The 13,597-nt window shown below is 41.8% G+C and carries 11 protein-coding genes; 6 read left to right on the top strand and 5 right to left on the bottom strand.

Annotation, left to right across the window (positions count from 1 at the left end; genetic code table 11):
* Window positions 1–203 precede the first annotated feature (203 nt).
* The gene (locus ACJJIO_RS15005) at window positions 204–1,187 is read left to right on the top strand and encodes a hypothetical protein (RefSeq protein ID WP_444908951.1); all 984 of its coding nucleotides are present in this window, start codon (window positions 204–206) and stop codon (window positions 1,185–1,187) included.
* Window positions 1,188–1,470: 283 nt separating this feature from the next.
* On the top strand, window positions 1,471–2,052 hold the full coding sequence (locus ACJJIO_RS15000) for a hypothetical protein (RefSeq protein WP_444908950.1): 582 nt from the start codon (window positions 1,471–1,473) through the stop codon (window positions 2,050–2,052).
* A gap of 527 nt (window positions 2,053–2,579) precedes the next feature.
* On the opposite strand, the gene ACJJIO_RS14995 is transcribed toward ACJJIO_RS15000, so the two are convergent.
* The gene (locus tag ACJJIO_RS14995) at window positions 2,580–4,523 is read right to left on the bottom strand and encodes an aconitate hydratase (protein WP_444911002.1); all 1,944 of its coding nucleotides are present in this window, start codon (window positions 4,521–4,523) and stop codon (window positions 2,580–2,582) included.
* Window positions 4,524–4,990: 467 nt separating this feature from the next.
* On the opposite strand from ACJJIO_RS14995, the gene ACJJIO_RS14990 reads away from it, so the two are divergent.
* Entirely contained in the window at window positions 4,991–6,016 is a 1,026-nt protein-coding gene (locus ACJJIO_RS14990) for a patatin-like phospholipase family protein (RefSeq protein WP_444908949.1), read from the top strand.
* Window positions 6,017–6,222: 206 nt separating this feature from the next.
* Here ACJJIO_RS14990 and ACJJIO_RS14985 read toward each other — a convergent pair whose 3' ends face one another.
* The gene (locus ACJJIO_RS14985) at window positions 6,223–6,873 is read right to left on the bottom strand and encodes a class I SAM-dependent methyltransferase (protein WP_444908948.1); all 651 of its coding nucleotides are present in this window, start codon (window positions 6,871–6,873) and stop codon (window positions 6,223–6,225) included.
* A 489-nt stretch (window positions 6,874–7,362) separates the two neighbouring features.
* On the opposite strand from ACJJIO_RS14985, the gene ACJJIO_RS14980 reads away from it, so the two are divergent.
* Window positions 7,363–8,247 carry a DUF4396 domain-containing protein gene (locus tag ACJJIO_RS14980; protein WP_444908947.1) on the top strand — a complete coding sequence of 295 codons (885 nt, stop codon included), beginning with the start codon at window positions 7,363–7,365 and terminating at the stop codon, window positions 8,245–8,247.
* Window positions 8,248–8,559: 312 nt separating this feature from the next.
* Window positions 8,560–9,651 (top strand): acyltransferase family protein, encoded by a 1,092-nt coding sequence (locus tag ACJJIO_RS14975; RefSeq protein ID WP_444908946.1) that lies wholly within the window; start codon window positions 8,560–8,562, stop codon window positions 9,649–9,651.
* A 128-nt stretch (window positions 9,652–9,779) separates the two neighbouring features.
* Here ACJJIO_RS14975 and ACJJIO_RS14970 read toward each other — a convergent pair whose 3' ends face one another.
* Complete coding sequence (locus tag ACJJIO_RS14970) at window positions 9,780–10,400, bottom strand: LysE/ArgO family amino acid transporter (RefSeq protein ID WP_444908945.1); 621 nt, start codon at window positions 10,398–10,400, stop codon at window positions 9,780–9,782.
* A 119-nt stretch (window positions 10,401–10,519) separates the two neighbouring features.
* Here ACJJIO_RS14970 and ACJJIO_RS14965 point away from each other — a divergent pair, with 119 nt between their 5' ends.
* Window positions 10,520–11,422, top strand: coding sequence for a LysR family transcriptional regulator ArgP (locus ACJJIO_RS14965; protein WP_444908944.1), 903 nt, complete (start codon window positions 10,520–10,522; stop codon window positions 11,420–11,422).
* A 40-nt stretch (window positions 11,423–11,462) separates the two neighbouring features.
* On the opposite strand, the gene ACJJIO_RS14960 is transcribed toward ACJJIO_RS14965, so the two are convergent.
* Complete coding sequence (locus tag ACJJIO_RS14960) at window positions 11,463–12,359, bottom strand: fatty acid desaturase family protein (RefSeq protein ID WP_444908943.1); 897 nt, start codon at window positions 12,357–12,359, stop codon at window positions 11,463–11,465.
* 20 nt (window positions 12,360–12,379) lie between these two features.
* On the bottom strand, window positions 12,380–13,246 hold the full coding sequence (locus ACJJIO_RS14955) for a hypothetical protein (RefSeq protein WP_444908942.1): 867 nt from the start codon (window positions 13,244–13,246) through the stop codon (window positions 12,380–12,382).
* Between the last annotated feature and the right edge of the window lie 351 nt (window positions 13,247–13,597).

The raw sequence follows: 13,597 nt of genomic DNA, 5'->3' as shown, positions 1-13,597 counted from the left end.
CAAAATAGTAGAAAATATGTTGTCTTTATTGACTTACTCGCCTTACTAACGGCAAACTTAGCATGCTATTTATTTTGGCTCCAACCTTTATGACGCCCTCTACCAATTTAGTTACCACTAGTTTCTTACAATTTTACTTTAACCCAAACAAAGTAAATAAATTACGCACGTCAAATCCTCCTACATAAGGAAACTTTGCCACCATGCACCTTGTGAACAAATTTAAATCTATTAAAAAAGCTTGCACATTTGTCACTTTACTACTGCTTTTTAATCTACACATTGAGGCTTGGGCAAGCACTGATAAGACAATAAAGAACATTTATAATCAGATACGACAGATCTACAAAAACTCAAGAATAGATAAAAATAAGATAAATTCAGCCAAACAATTTTATGTAGATAACGTCACTCCCATTATAAACTCCAACGAATTTATAAGTTTTAGCAGGATTGAATTGGAATACCTATTTCAAGCTACAAAAATTACGATTGCCTATAATCCAGAGATTAAATATGTCGACGACATGAATGAGGTATTAAATTATTTGAAGGTAAAAAATATTATAAAGAAGCGCCACTTAGCCGATCTACAAGAAGCCTATATCGCTACTCGGCAATTTGAATTGGCTAGAGATATGATAAAAAATAAAAACTTAGACTATTTGCAAGCGATACCGAAAGTTTATAGAAATAAAGAAATAGCATCTAACCGCCCTACTGTTTGGCAAATAGGGAAAACATCTCTTACACAACGCGCATTTAGTATACCAAACGATGGGCCATTTGTTTTAGTAGTATCAAATCCCTTGTGTAATTTCTCAATTTCAGCAGCTAAATATATTGTTAGTGATAGGGAGTTGGAAATGATTTTCTCTGATTACTCATATTGGCTCACTGAACCTAGAGGAAAGTTGTACATAGAGAGCTTTCTTAAGTGGTCACTAAATTACCCAAAGTTACCTGCAGGATTAATGCATATCGCACCACCATGGCCGGGACACCCTGAACTTAGAAGCAATATTGGAACTCCTGCATTTTATTTTTTTTCTGATGGAAAACTTACCGAATCATTTGTTGGCTGGCCTCAAAAGGGAGAGCCTACAGCACTCAATAATGCTTTGGCCAATATCAATTTGAACCGTTCGCTGAAAATGGCACCAGAAAATACCATAGATAGAAAATAAATTTTTTAGATTCTTTTGCATTGTATGCTGAACAGGTCTAAGCAATAAACCTTATATAAGAGGCATAAAAATTAAAACTGATATCAGTGCAGATCATAGTAGACAACCAGTCATAATTTTGAGTCAGAGTAAAACTTGACCTTTTTCCAGCAACTTTAATATAAACTTCAGAGATTGTTATTTGGGCCACAATTAAACCTTTTGAGATCTGTAAGTACTTAGAATTCATTCTTACATCGCTGATTATCTGAAGCAGGTATGATCATTTATAGATAGGCAAAACATGAAAAATATCAGAAAAACACTATCAATCCTTACAGTAACATCTATTTTCTTCTCACTTCAGGCATCTACCCTGGAGAATTCATCTCAAAATCAAAGAAAAAAATTCAACCACAGTAGGTCAATGAAAGATAAACAACAATATTGGATGGAGAAAAGAAGGAGTGACTTCCTACTTGCTCCAATAAAAAACAGAAAAGAGTTAGACAAGTATTTAGAGATTACTCCAATAGAGAAATCACCCTTAGGTGCACTACCAGAAATAGAGAGAGAAATATTTGTTAACAGTTTAACTTTTACCAATAAGGGGGTGGCTGGATTTGATCATAGCATGCTTAGCTATGGCCCAACAGCAACAGAAGTCTACAATATACTTTCGTTATTTGGTACTCAATCCATGACTCCATTTTTACCAGGATTAACAGTAGCGTCAGAATCAGATAGCTCGATAATGGCAGTATCAAAAATTATGCAAGGCGATTTTATTTTGTTGAACAGCTCATGTATATGGAATGCTGATATCAGACAATTCTTTTGTGGTCGACGAGGACTAGAAATTTGCTTCCCTAAAATTTGTTTGTAATATTACGGTTTTTTAATTCTGGGCTACCCTAAACCCTATAAAGCGAGTCAAGTTTTTTACATTTTCCTCTGTTACTTTAGATGTTTTACTTATCTATTATGTCAACATCAATGTTAACTATATCCAAATAGCATTCTTTCATTAAGAGGGGTTGCCCGAGTGAGATCCCCTAATAAATTAGGGACTAGAATGATTGTCTGTAGTGCCACCTTATCGTTTACAAAAATAAACTTTATTCACTAAAGTATAACTCTAAGTTTCTTGCGATACCCACCCCCTTTATTACCTTGTGTCGGCACTTAGCAATATGGGAGCTACAATAATAAAAACATGGAAATATATATTCATTTCACGGATATGATTGATTTTATTTCCTTTAATTAGAATTAAAGAATGTTTCAAATTTTAATGCCACATAACTCACATATTTCGAAAAAAAAGAGCTTTTCGCTCGTGACTAAAGCACTAGATGCAATTTCCTATCTTAAGATAAAAATTATTATAAAGAATTATTAATAAATTGAAATCTACGACTTTCCATTGCTCAGATACTTTTCTCGTACTTGATTAATCATACCACCAGCCTCTAACACCTCGATTTCATCCGTTGACAGGTCACTGCGCAGATTAATACTCTCGCCGGATGACTTAATCAAAAGCTTTACAGAATTGTTTGATTTCAGTTGTGCTATTGGCTTGTCAATCTCAAGGATTGAATCCTGCTCAAGTCGATCGTAATCATCAAAGCTCTCAAAAAGTAGTGGCAGAACACCAAAGTTAATGAGATTACGTCGGTGGATACGAGCCATGCTTTTTGCAATTATGCACCTTACCCCAAGAAATCGTGATGATACCGCTGCATGCTCACGGCTGGAGCCTTGCCCATAATTTTCACCACCAACAACAAAACAGTCACCATTCAATTTTATCGCCCGCTGGTAAAAGTTTTCATCAATACGGGAAAATGTATAGCGACTAATGGCGGGGATATTTGAGCGTAAAGGTAAAATCTCCGCTCCAGCAGGCAGTATTTCATCTGTCGAAACGTTGTCACCCGCTTTCAGTAATAGCGGACCCGTTAAGGTATTTGGAAGCTTTTCAAAGTTTGGCAACGGTTTGATATTCGGACCTTTAATCAGCTCAACGGCTACGGGGATTTCTTGTGGTGGCTGAAGTAAAGGTCTTATATCTGGCAGATATTCCGGCTCACTAAAGCTGGGATAGTCCATGTCCAGATCACGAGGATCGGTGATCACGCCCTTCAGTGCACTAGCAGTGGCGGTTTCTGGGCTGCATAAATAGACTTGGTCATCTGCTGTGCCGGATCGACCGGGAAAATTACGTGGCACAGTACGTAGGCTGATACGGCCAGTGGCCGGAGCCTGCCCCATACCGATACAACCGCCACAACCTGTTTGGTGCAAGCGCGCACCCACTTCAAGTAGTTTTGTGAGATCGCCACTCCGGCTAAGCTCCTCGAGCAATTGACGCGAGGTTGGGTTGATATCAAAAGAGACATCGTCAGCTAATCGACGACCTGCGACGATACGCGCCGGTATGGCGAAATCCCTCAGCCCAGGGTTAGCAGAAGAGCCAATATAGCTCTGGTAAATAGGGCGACCAGCCACTTCACGTACGGTTACCACTTTGTCTGGACTGGATGGGCAGGCGATCAGCGGCTCAAGATCAGATAAATTAATGGTATCTTCTTCGTCATAGCTCGCACCCTCGTCGGCTTTCATTTCTACATAATCGCTTTCCCGATGCTGTTGTTTGAGGAAGGCCTTCACAGCGTGATCGGCAGGAAAGACACTGGCCGTGGTACCCATCTCCTGTCCCATATTGGCGATTACATGGCGGTCCATAGCAGTAAGATTGGTGAGGCCTGGGCCGTGGTACTCGACAATCTTATTCACACACCCCTTGACCGTTTGCCGACGCAACATTTCCAGGATGATGTCCTTGGCACTGACCCAGGGAGGTAGTTCACCCTCAAGCTTTACGCCGAGCACTTTCGGCATTTTCAGCGCGAAGGGAACGCCAGCTATAGCCATGGCCACCTGTAGACCACCAGCACCAATGGCCAGCATACCCATAGAGCCGGCTGCACAGGTATGGCTATCGGCGCCAAGTAACGTCTTTCCGGGAATATCAAAGCAAGCCATATGTACCGGGTGGCTTACACCGTTTCCAGGGCGTGAAAACCAAAGCCCAAACTTGCGACAGGCGCTTTGCAGGAACAGGTGATCATCCGCATTTTTGAAGTCCGTCTGTAGAAGGTTGTGGTCTACATACTGTGCGGAAAGCTCAGTTTTGATTTGTGATAAACCAAGCGCCTCTAGCTCTAACATCACCAGAGTGCCAGTACCATCCTGAGCCAGTGTCTGGTCAATCTTTATCTCTATTGGGCTGCCGGGTTCCAATGAACCGCTCACGAGATGACTCTTAATCAGTTTCTGTGCGAGGTTCATAGCCATAGTGGGTACCCTTGAGCAAATTTCCTTAATCTGAGAAGCTCCACTTTCGGCGCCTCTTGAACCTGATTCATTGTAGTCCGGGTCAAGATAGTTACTATGTGTGTCTAAATGCCCTTCTGTATTGGCATGATTAATTAAGCGCCGGGCCGACAACCTAAGGTCTTAGACAATTCGAAAACACGCTAGCCTCAATATGCCATTAAAAATGGCCTTCTCTTTTGCCTTTTAACAAACCAGTGATCAAACCCAACAAAACTCACGCCCTGTGCATATGTGAATTTTCTTTAAAATTAACTTATTCATTTTATGAATACAGCCGTACTGCTCAACATGTATTTTTTAATACCAGAAACTTATTTTTACATGCATTAATCACCTCTCACATTTAAGGCATTAACCATTGAGCCTAGTGCTATCTTTCTACAATTGCACTCAATGAATGAATCCAGGGAGAGTTAACAGTGGCGATCCGAATCCTATCTATTGATGGAGGGGGAATAAGAGGCATACTGCCCGGTGAGATATTGGTCTCTCTTGAACAGAAGCTAAAAGTGCAATCAGGCAACCCCGACGCCAGAATAGGAGATTTTTTTGACCTCATTGCAGGAACAAGCACTGGCGCCGTATTAGGCGCGGCCTATATTTTCCCTAATGAAGAGGGAAGGCCAAAATTTTCAGCCCAGGAAGCCGTTAATATTTATTTTAAAGAAGGAGATAAGGTATTTAATGGTGGAATCTGGCCTTACCTGGATAAGCTGAGACTACTCAAGGAAGAAAAATACTCTACACATGAACTAGAAAAGATTTTGAAGAAATATTTTGGAAAAACAAAGCTTAGTGAACTATTAAAACCCACCTGTTTTATTTCCTATGACATTAAAAAGCGAGAGCAAGTTATCTTTAGGCAACACTGCGCATTAGTGAGAAATGAAGACTTTCTAGTTAGCGATTTACTACGAGGCAGCACCGCCGCACCAACCTACTTTGAACCCGCACGTATTTACTCACTATCACCAATTAACAAAAAATATATCCTGGTAGACGGTGGTATGGTTGCCAGTGACCCCGCTTTATGTGCTTACTCAGAAGCCATTAAGTTTAGCGGTGTGAGTGGGATCAAGGATATGATTATTGTGTCTCTTGGTACTGGTAAGCAGCTAACAAGTTACAAATACAAAGAAACGAAAAATTGGGGCATTTTCAACTGGGCAAGGCCAGCTATAGATATTGCATTAAGTGGCGGAGCTCAAATGACCCATTATTACCTGAAACAAATTTCATCAACCGTAGAAAACACAAAGTACTACCGAATTCAGCCAGATCTCTATGATGCGAACTCTGCATTAGATGATGCATCTCCCAAAAATTTGAAAAAACTGAAGAAGTCTGGTGAAAGAAATGCAAAGTACTATGATAAGTTATTAGATGACATTGCTCGGACACTGACAAATACACAAGATAACCATCAATATGTGCAAAGATACTGATACCTATCATTACCAAATTAGCTATATTAATAATTAATCATTCAAGCATCTCGCCAAACAGAGACCACACATTAAACACTTTCTATAGAGTTTACCAATACTCAAACCATGTCTATTCTTGAGCTTTCATACGCTATTTTTAATTGAATAACACCAGAAACAATCGGTAGCAACACTAAGCTTATTAAGCTCATATGACCCTTTATTCAGGCCTCACATAAAACAATGTTTATTAACTTTTCTACTCGATCTCCGGTATTACTCTCTCCATATTCAATATGCCTTTCACAGCATAGAACCCTAAAGCCAGCTTCAATTAATTGAGTCCGAATATCGCTTTCATCAAAAAGCTGAAACCCAAACGATGTAAATGATAAATTCTGCATAAAGGACTTATCACCAAAAGCTAAGCAAAACTTTCCTTCAGGCACCAATACTCTGCGTATTTCAGACAAATGCGTTTTGATAGATTCCCAAAAGTAGATAGTATGGACAGTAATCGCCTTCTCGAATTGACTGTCAGCAAACGGTAATCTCTCCGATGTTCCAACTTTAAAGTCCATCTGTCCCGATTCAATGTGTTTAGAGTTGAGAGTTTTCGCGCTCGAAACCATTTCACTAGACCAATCAATTCCGGTATAGCGAATGCTGGAACCCTTTCGAAGTACATCGACTGCAAATTTACCATTGCCAGGCCCAATCTCAAGAATATGGTCATGATCCACCACACGAAGTAATTCTAGCGCGGCCAGGTTCGTTGCTTTATTAGCCTTATTCATCTGCAGTGCAGTATCTGAAGCTAAGGCGCCAGATGGCTTCCTTAGTTGTTCGGCAACTAGTTGAGGATCTTTAGACATTGTATCTCCATTTAGTATTCATCATAAAATGTATATTAATATCCAAAATATATTATTTATGATACTTACAAATTGACATTCATTCAGAGATTAAAAATAGTCCCCTCGAGGTGGTTTTGCCTTAGTGTTTAGCCGCCACAAAGAATTTACTATCTTTTATTGCTAAGCTTATAAAACTCATCATTAAATTTATCTAAATACACCAAAAACAACCAAATACTTTTATAGAAAGCCCTAGAGTGCAAAATAAATTACCCTAAGCAATTTCAATATATAACGTTAAGCGGGATCATCAGGAAATTTTAAATGTCGATTAAAATAAAGACTAAAGGTATTACTCCTGCATACGCCATAGCTCAGCAAAAGTACGTACATATACAACTATGTAGCTGTGGGTAGATAGCAGCTAGTGCTCATCCGGATTCTCAAAAACCAGCCCCTATCAATTAAACTACTAGATACCGACATAATCCTTAAAGAGAATCTAGCATGCTAAATGGCGCTATGCTTGTCTGGTTTATTTTCGCGGCTATGAGTGTGGTCTTTGTCGTTTGGGATTCTATCACCAACGCACCGACCAGCTGGGTACAGCGCATGGCGTGGATACTGGTTGTTGTATATACAGGTGTTGTTGGGTTGATTCTGTATTTACTGACTTGCCGGCGCCCCTTTCCCGGTGGCCACGATGCATTTACGCGCGCCACTTGGAAACAGAGTGTCAATAGTGAGATGCACTGCCTGGCCGGTGATGCCACCGGTATTGTTATTGCCGCATCCATTGTACCCTTCTTTGGACTCACCAATGGCTGGGATGCCACCATTGAGTATATTGCTGGCTTCATTTGCGGGCTGTTCATTTTTCAGGCGTTGATGATGCTGGGTATGTACCAGGGCAACTATTTGAAAGCGGTGCGCAAGACATTTTTTGCTGAAACGGTTTCTATGAATATGGTAATGGGGGGAATGATTCCTACCATGGTGATACTGGCTTCACTATGGCCAGAATCGGAAGATCCCACCAATGCCACATTTTGGTTTCGAATGAGCCTTGCAAGCATTGTCGGTGGCTTTATCGCTTATCCCATCAACTACTGGCTGGTAAAAAACCACCTAAAACACGGATGCATGACCCTACCAGGACTGGATGGTCCTGCGCCCTGTCTAGGGTTCTGTTCACCGGAAACTGATCCTGATATCAAGAATAGCCAGCCAATCCCCTCATCCACCCATGATTCACAATCCGAACATGAGGGGCATACCATGACAATGCAAACATTGCCTTTTATTGCATCCAGTTTTTGGGTAGTGGGAACTTTTCTGTTTCTCTTATTTGCGATACTAGTGACTAATCAGTTTGTGCCGTTGAAGTTCTGACTGTTTATTTAATAATCAGTCTCGAAAAGATCAGCAAGTAAGACTGAATTATCCTCTGATTCGAGGATTTATGGTAGGATTCGGTTCATTCGTCAGTGTCCTCTGGAAGCTAAGAACCGTTCGCTTTAAGCAATAAGGCTCATTTCCTTGACCTGATTTTAAGTATAAATTGCCTTGTAAAGGCTTATCATTGTACTTAATTACGGCTCGCCTTAAATGCTATTTATAGCATTTCAAGCTTGCCCGTAGCAGCGAAATAAATTCTAAAACCTATGGGTTTTCCTCTGCTGATTAAAGGAATACAGCAAATCTATGAATAGCCGTTTACTTAACCTTGATGCACTGCGGGGGCTTGCAGCAATTCTTGTTGTTTGGCAACACAGTAGTGAAGTTTTTATTCGTAATTCCAGTATCGCCCAACATGGCACCGAGCTGGCTGAGTTTGTGAACCAACTAGATTTTGGCCGAATAGGGGTAATCTGTTTCTTTTTAATTTCGGGCTTTGTTATTCCTTTTAGCCTCTCTAGTGCTCAAAGCTCTTTAAAGAACTTTGCCATTCGCCGTTTCTTCCGTCTGTATCCAGCCTACTGGACATCGCTATTTATGGCACTTGGCCTAACTTGGCTTATCAGCGACTGGATGTATCCTGCAGCCACTATTGTCGCAAACACAACCATGCTACAGGGGTTAATGGGGTTTGATAATGTGCAAGGGCTTTACTGGACCTTGACAGTTGAATTAATTTTTTACTGCTTATGTGCATTGATTTTTGCCAAACGGCAACTTGCTAACCCCCTAGTCCTACTACTCTTCTGTTGGGGAGGGTTATCCCTATTTATAGGTTGGCAATTATTAGAACAATTACCCATTAAGCTGCCAGAGATGGCTCCCACCATTACTTATATTCCTTTCTGTATCGCCGTTATGTTCTGCGGAACCTTGATCCGACATAGTTATGTGCGTAAGAAAAACTACTGGTATGCCATTCTCGCAGTAGCAGGCACCTTCTCTATTCCGCTGATGGTTTTGTTTCTTTATTTCCTCGGTAAACCGGTCACCGAAGATCCTTTGCGCTTTGCCCTACCGCATCTCATTGCTTTGGCTATTTTCTTTGTAGTTCTGCTAGTACCCTTTAGGCCATGGCGCAGTCTGGTAGCATTGGGAACCATCAGTTATTCCGTTTATCTATTCCACCCCATTGTGATGCGTGGGCTGAATTGGACCATACAGCAGTCGTGGGCACAGTCATTTTCTGCTTATTCTGTAGAGGTCTATATGTTGGCCACGACTCTCGTGAGTATTGCCCTGGGAACTTTGGTGTACAAGCTGATTGAGAAGCCGGCTATCAATATGGGTCGCCACTTAAGCAGAAACACAGAAAATAAAGAGATGGCCATTGCCTAAAGGGGTTTTCCACTTATCTACAATGGGAAGCTAATGATTATTCATACATGCCTGATTTATCCAGGCATGTATGAATCGGAGCGGATAGCTTAAAAAATCTCCAATGACCGCTCCGTTAATCTGATTGGTTACTGTGCCCACAGCAAGCTTGCTGCAATCGACCACATCATAATACCCACCAATACATCCAGTACTCGCCAGGTTTTTGGGTTCTTAAACAGCGGCTGCATCATACTGCCACCAACCGATAACAGCGCAAACCAAAGCACCGAGGCACTGCAAGCGCCAATCACAAAGAATAAAGTACCTTCCCCTGCATACTGGGCACCAACCGAGCCAATCAGGACAACCGTATCCACATAAGCATGGGGGTTTAACAGGGTAAGCGCCACAGCGGTAATCAAGGCAGAGCGCCTGGATTTAACCCACTCTTTCTTATCCTCTAGCCCCTTATTGGTAAAAGCTGAACGAAACGCCATAGCACCATAGCCAATCAGGAAGGCCACGCCCAACCAGGTCAACCAGACCATCCAGTTTCCTTCTGCTTGGGCCAAGTGTGATACCAGGTAGACACCACTGGTGATCAGGACAATATCCATCAGAACACACAACGCAGCGATACTGTAGTGATACTGACGGCGAATACTCTGCGTCAATAGATAAGCATTCTGCGCGCCAATTGCCATGATCAAGCTGATAGTAGTGATAAAGCCCTTGGTCAGAGGGGCTAGCAGCAAACCCGAAATCACGTTGCCTCCTATGGTCATTGGGGTCTGCCCGCGGTGTGCGGGTCGGAAAGTGGCGGGAGATTAAGAGGCGAGCTAGAATAAGTAAATTTAATTATATTGATACCTCATAAGAATATCTTATGTTAGATCTCAAACAGCTTCAGGCCTTTGCTTTCGTGGTAGAGGAGCAGAGTTTTGACAAGGCCGCCGCTTTGCTTCACGTCAGTCAATCTGCAGTATCCCAGCGAATCAAAGCGCTTGAGGGACAAGTCGGGCAGGCCCTACTCATCCGATCAACACCACTGCGCCCCACTGAGGCCGGTCTTAAAGTGCTGGGTTATTTCCAACAGATGCACCTTTTGCAACACGAGCTGCTAGCAGACATAGACCCGGAGGGCAGCAAAACCCGTTATAGCAACCAAAATAAGGTACGTATCGCCCTTAACTCGGACAGCCTGGATACTTGGTTCCTTAAAGCCGTTACCCCCATCATTCGTTCCCATCACCTACTTGTTGACTTGAAGGTCGATGACCAGGAAGCCACCTTAGAGTTGCTCAAGAACGGAGAAGTCATTGGCTGTATTAGTTCGGTAACCAGTAACCTACAGGGCTGCCAGTCCATTCTATTGGGACACATGGCTTACTACCCGGTATGCACTCCGGCTTTTAAGGCACACTACTTCTCGGACCCAGTCGATGTGGATGAATTTCGCTATGCCCCTGCAGTTGAATTCAACTATAAGGACCAGCTGCAAAGCCGATACTTAAAGCAGTTTTGGGGAATAGAGGCCGGCCAATACCCGTCTCACGAAATCCCCTCCTCTAAGGGATTCCTCAATTTTCTGACATTGGGCTTGGGCTGGGGAATGGCACCAGATATACAAGTGGAGGATTTGTTAAGACAAGAGAAACTGATCAAGCTGACTCCAGATCAGCATCTGAAAATCCCCTTGTACTGGCATGTTTGGAATTTGAAATCCAAGTTAATTAAAGAAATCACGAATACTTTGGCTGAGTATGCCCATAAAGCATTGCACCAGTAAGCAGCACTGGTGCAAATAAATACTTGACCTTAGCTACGCCTCATCTCACTACCTGTTTCAAAACACCGAAGTAGTTACTGGCCAGCTCAACATCATCGTAATAACCACGATCCTTTAGCAACTTATGCAACGCCCTGAGGTTATAAGTGGGCACTGCCATGAAGGCATGATGTTCACAATGGTAACTCAAACCTTCTGTGGGACTGACAAACAGAAGCCCTAAAATACCCCTAGGCACCGAACGCGTATTGTATTTTGGTTCCAAATGGTAAAGATCTTTGACCCCTGCGTGTTCGGCGATCTGACGCATCCGAATAATAGCCATATACACGGTAAGATAAGCCACAATCCACAATAGATATAACTGCGGGACACCAAAAGCCCACAGTATGGCAAACATTACACTATTAACGAATAAACCTCGGGTTAACTGAAAATTCACTCGCTTTTTACGGCTTAGTAAGTCTCGCCCACTCAAAAATAAATATAAATTCGCTTTTAAACCAGTTAACCCCAAAAAATCTCTGGAAAACTTCCTAACCAAACTCTTTTTACTGACAGGATAATCCTTATAGTTTTGCAGGTCTGGATCTTGATCTGTACCGGCTTTACGATGATGCACCATATGACTTTTTATATAGGTTTCTCCATCCATTAACAAAAACGGTGAAGACAACCACTTACAAACAAACTTGTTATAGGCTCGAGTTGCGAAAAGTGTTTTATGACCAGTTTCGTGCATAATGGCTGCCAGGGCCTGCTGCCGTCCAGCAAGTAAAAATACTGCAACAATATAAATTGCCCAGTGTGGCAATAACGCTGCTATGGTAAAAATTCCCATTATACCGAGCCAAGTACTGACCACTATCCACCAGGCCTTGGCATCACTGCGCTGTAGGAACGGCTTAACCTCTTCTTTACTAAGGGGGATATTCATTGCAAGTCACCATTTTGTGATTATGTATCAACGCCTAACTTCTGCAATTGTTCCAACCAAATATTGCGACCTGTACGGTCATACTTACGTACAATACTTTTAAGTTCCTGGTATTTATTTTGTGGCCTGATTACTTTTGGTAGTAAAGGGTCAGTCGCTAAACGATGGATAGCCTCGCCACCCAAGCGGCATGTTTCAGATAACGAAGCTTTGGCAGGCTTTGATGCCAGGTTTGTAAGACTGCTCTCAAGAGCATCTATCAAGGCATCATACTCTCGATCTAAACGTTCAATATCCCACAAATCGTCTCCCCATTGATTAACCAGTGTGTCCGATACATCCTGCAAGACAAAGCAGTGCGCATTGGTTTCGAGACCTAGTGTAATCAGCATGTCGGTTAATTTTGCATGACTCAGTGTGAGATTATTGGGTCGCACCAGCAGGTGATCCAGACCTTCGGCAAATCCATACCACTCAAGTACCATTAATGATTTCTTACGAACTGCACGTGCTGCTCTTTTAGGTAAGTGGCAGGCTATCCACCTAAAATCCCAGTTATCGTATAGAAAGGTTTTGTTTTTCCAACGGTTTATAAAAGCACGTTTGGACAGTGCTTTTTCTGTCAAACTGTAGATACCACGTCGATTTTGAGTGATCAGGCCGGTGCCCACCAATCTATTAAGTGTCACCCGTAAATTATTTGTGGAAACATCAAATGCATCAGATATGAAACCCAGCTGACTGGTTGCCAGTTCATGTCGCTTATTAACCCCCATCAAATCCAATAGAATATTTTTGGGGGTAGGCTCATAGGTAAACTGATACATATTGAATATTACGTCATTAATCCTGAGATACCTTTTGTGTAATATTACAGAACCAGACATAACACACAATACTTTGTAATTTTGACTTTAGAAAAAAGTCATTTAAATCAACATAAACATTACCTGGAGATTACCAAAGGCATTCAGCTCGCATTCTCACTTATTGCCACCTAATAGCATTGCGATTAATAAAACACCCTAAACATACCCATAGAATGACACATTCCCCCACACCCTACTTAGACAAGCACTATACAAATCGCTTACCACCACTGAACACCTTTATTTGTTGATCCAATTTACACAAAAAGAGGACACCCATATAAACAACCAACCAAACAAAATATATTAACCAATAAATTAGCACTTCCAAAAATGGCAAGATTAAAATTAACCTACCGAAGATCTGGA

The organism is Microbulbifer mixtoriginis (SeqCode), from assembly GCF_052467235.1.
This window is presented reverse-complemented; position numbering and strand designations above follow the sequence as displayed.

Excerpts from the sequence above, each read along its gene's own strand:
- ACJJIO_RS15005 (WP_444908951.1), top strand. The coding sequence starts at position 204 with ATGCACCTTGTGAACAAATTTAAATCTATTAAAAAAGCTTGCACATTT.
- ACJJIO_RS15000 (WP_444908950.1), top strand. The coding sequence starts at position 1,471 with ATGAAAAATATCAGAAAAACACTATCAATCCTTACAGTAACATCTATT.
- ACJJIO_RS14995 (WP_444911002.1), bottom strand. The coding sequence starts at position 4,523 with ATGAACCTCGCACAGAAACTGATTAAGAGTCATCTCGTGAGCGGTTCA.
- ACJJIO_RS14985 (WP_444908948.1), bottom strand. The coding sequence starts at position 6,873 with ATGTCTAAAGATCCTCAACTAGTTGCCGAACAACTAAGGAAGCCATCT.
- ACJJIO_RS14980 (WP_444908947.1), top strand. The coding sequence starts at position 7,363 with ATGCTAAATGGCGCTATGCTTGTCTGGTTTATTTTCGCGGCTATGAGT.
- ACJJIO_RS14975 (WP_444908946.1), top strand. The coding sequence starts at position 8,560 with ATGAATAGCCGTTTACTTAACCTTGATGCACTGCGGGGGCTTGCAGCA.
- ACJJIO_RS14965 (WP_444908944.1), top strand. The coding sequence starts at position 10,520 with ATGTTAGATCTCAAACAGCTTCAGGCCTTTGCTTTCGTGGTAGAGGAG.
- ACJJIO_RS14960 (WP_444908943.1), bottom strand. The coding sequence starts at position 12,359 with ATGAATATCCCCCTTAGTAAAGAAGAGGTTAAGCCGTTCCTACAGCGC.
- ACJJIO_RS14955 (WP_444908942.1), bottom strand. The coding sequence starts at position 13,246 with ATGTCTGGTTCTGTAATATTACACAAAAGGTATCTCAGGATTAATGAC.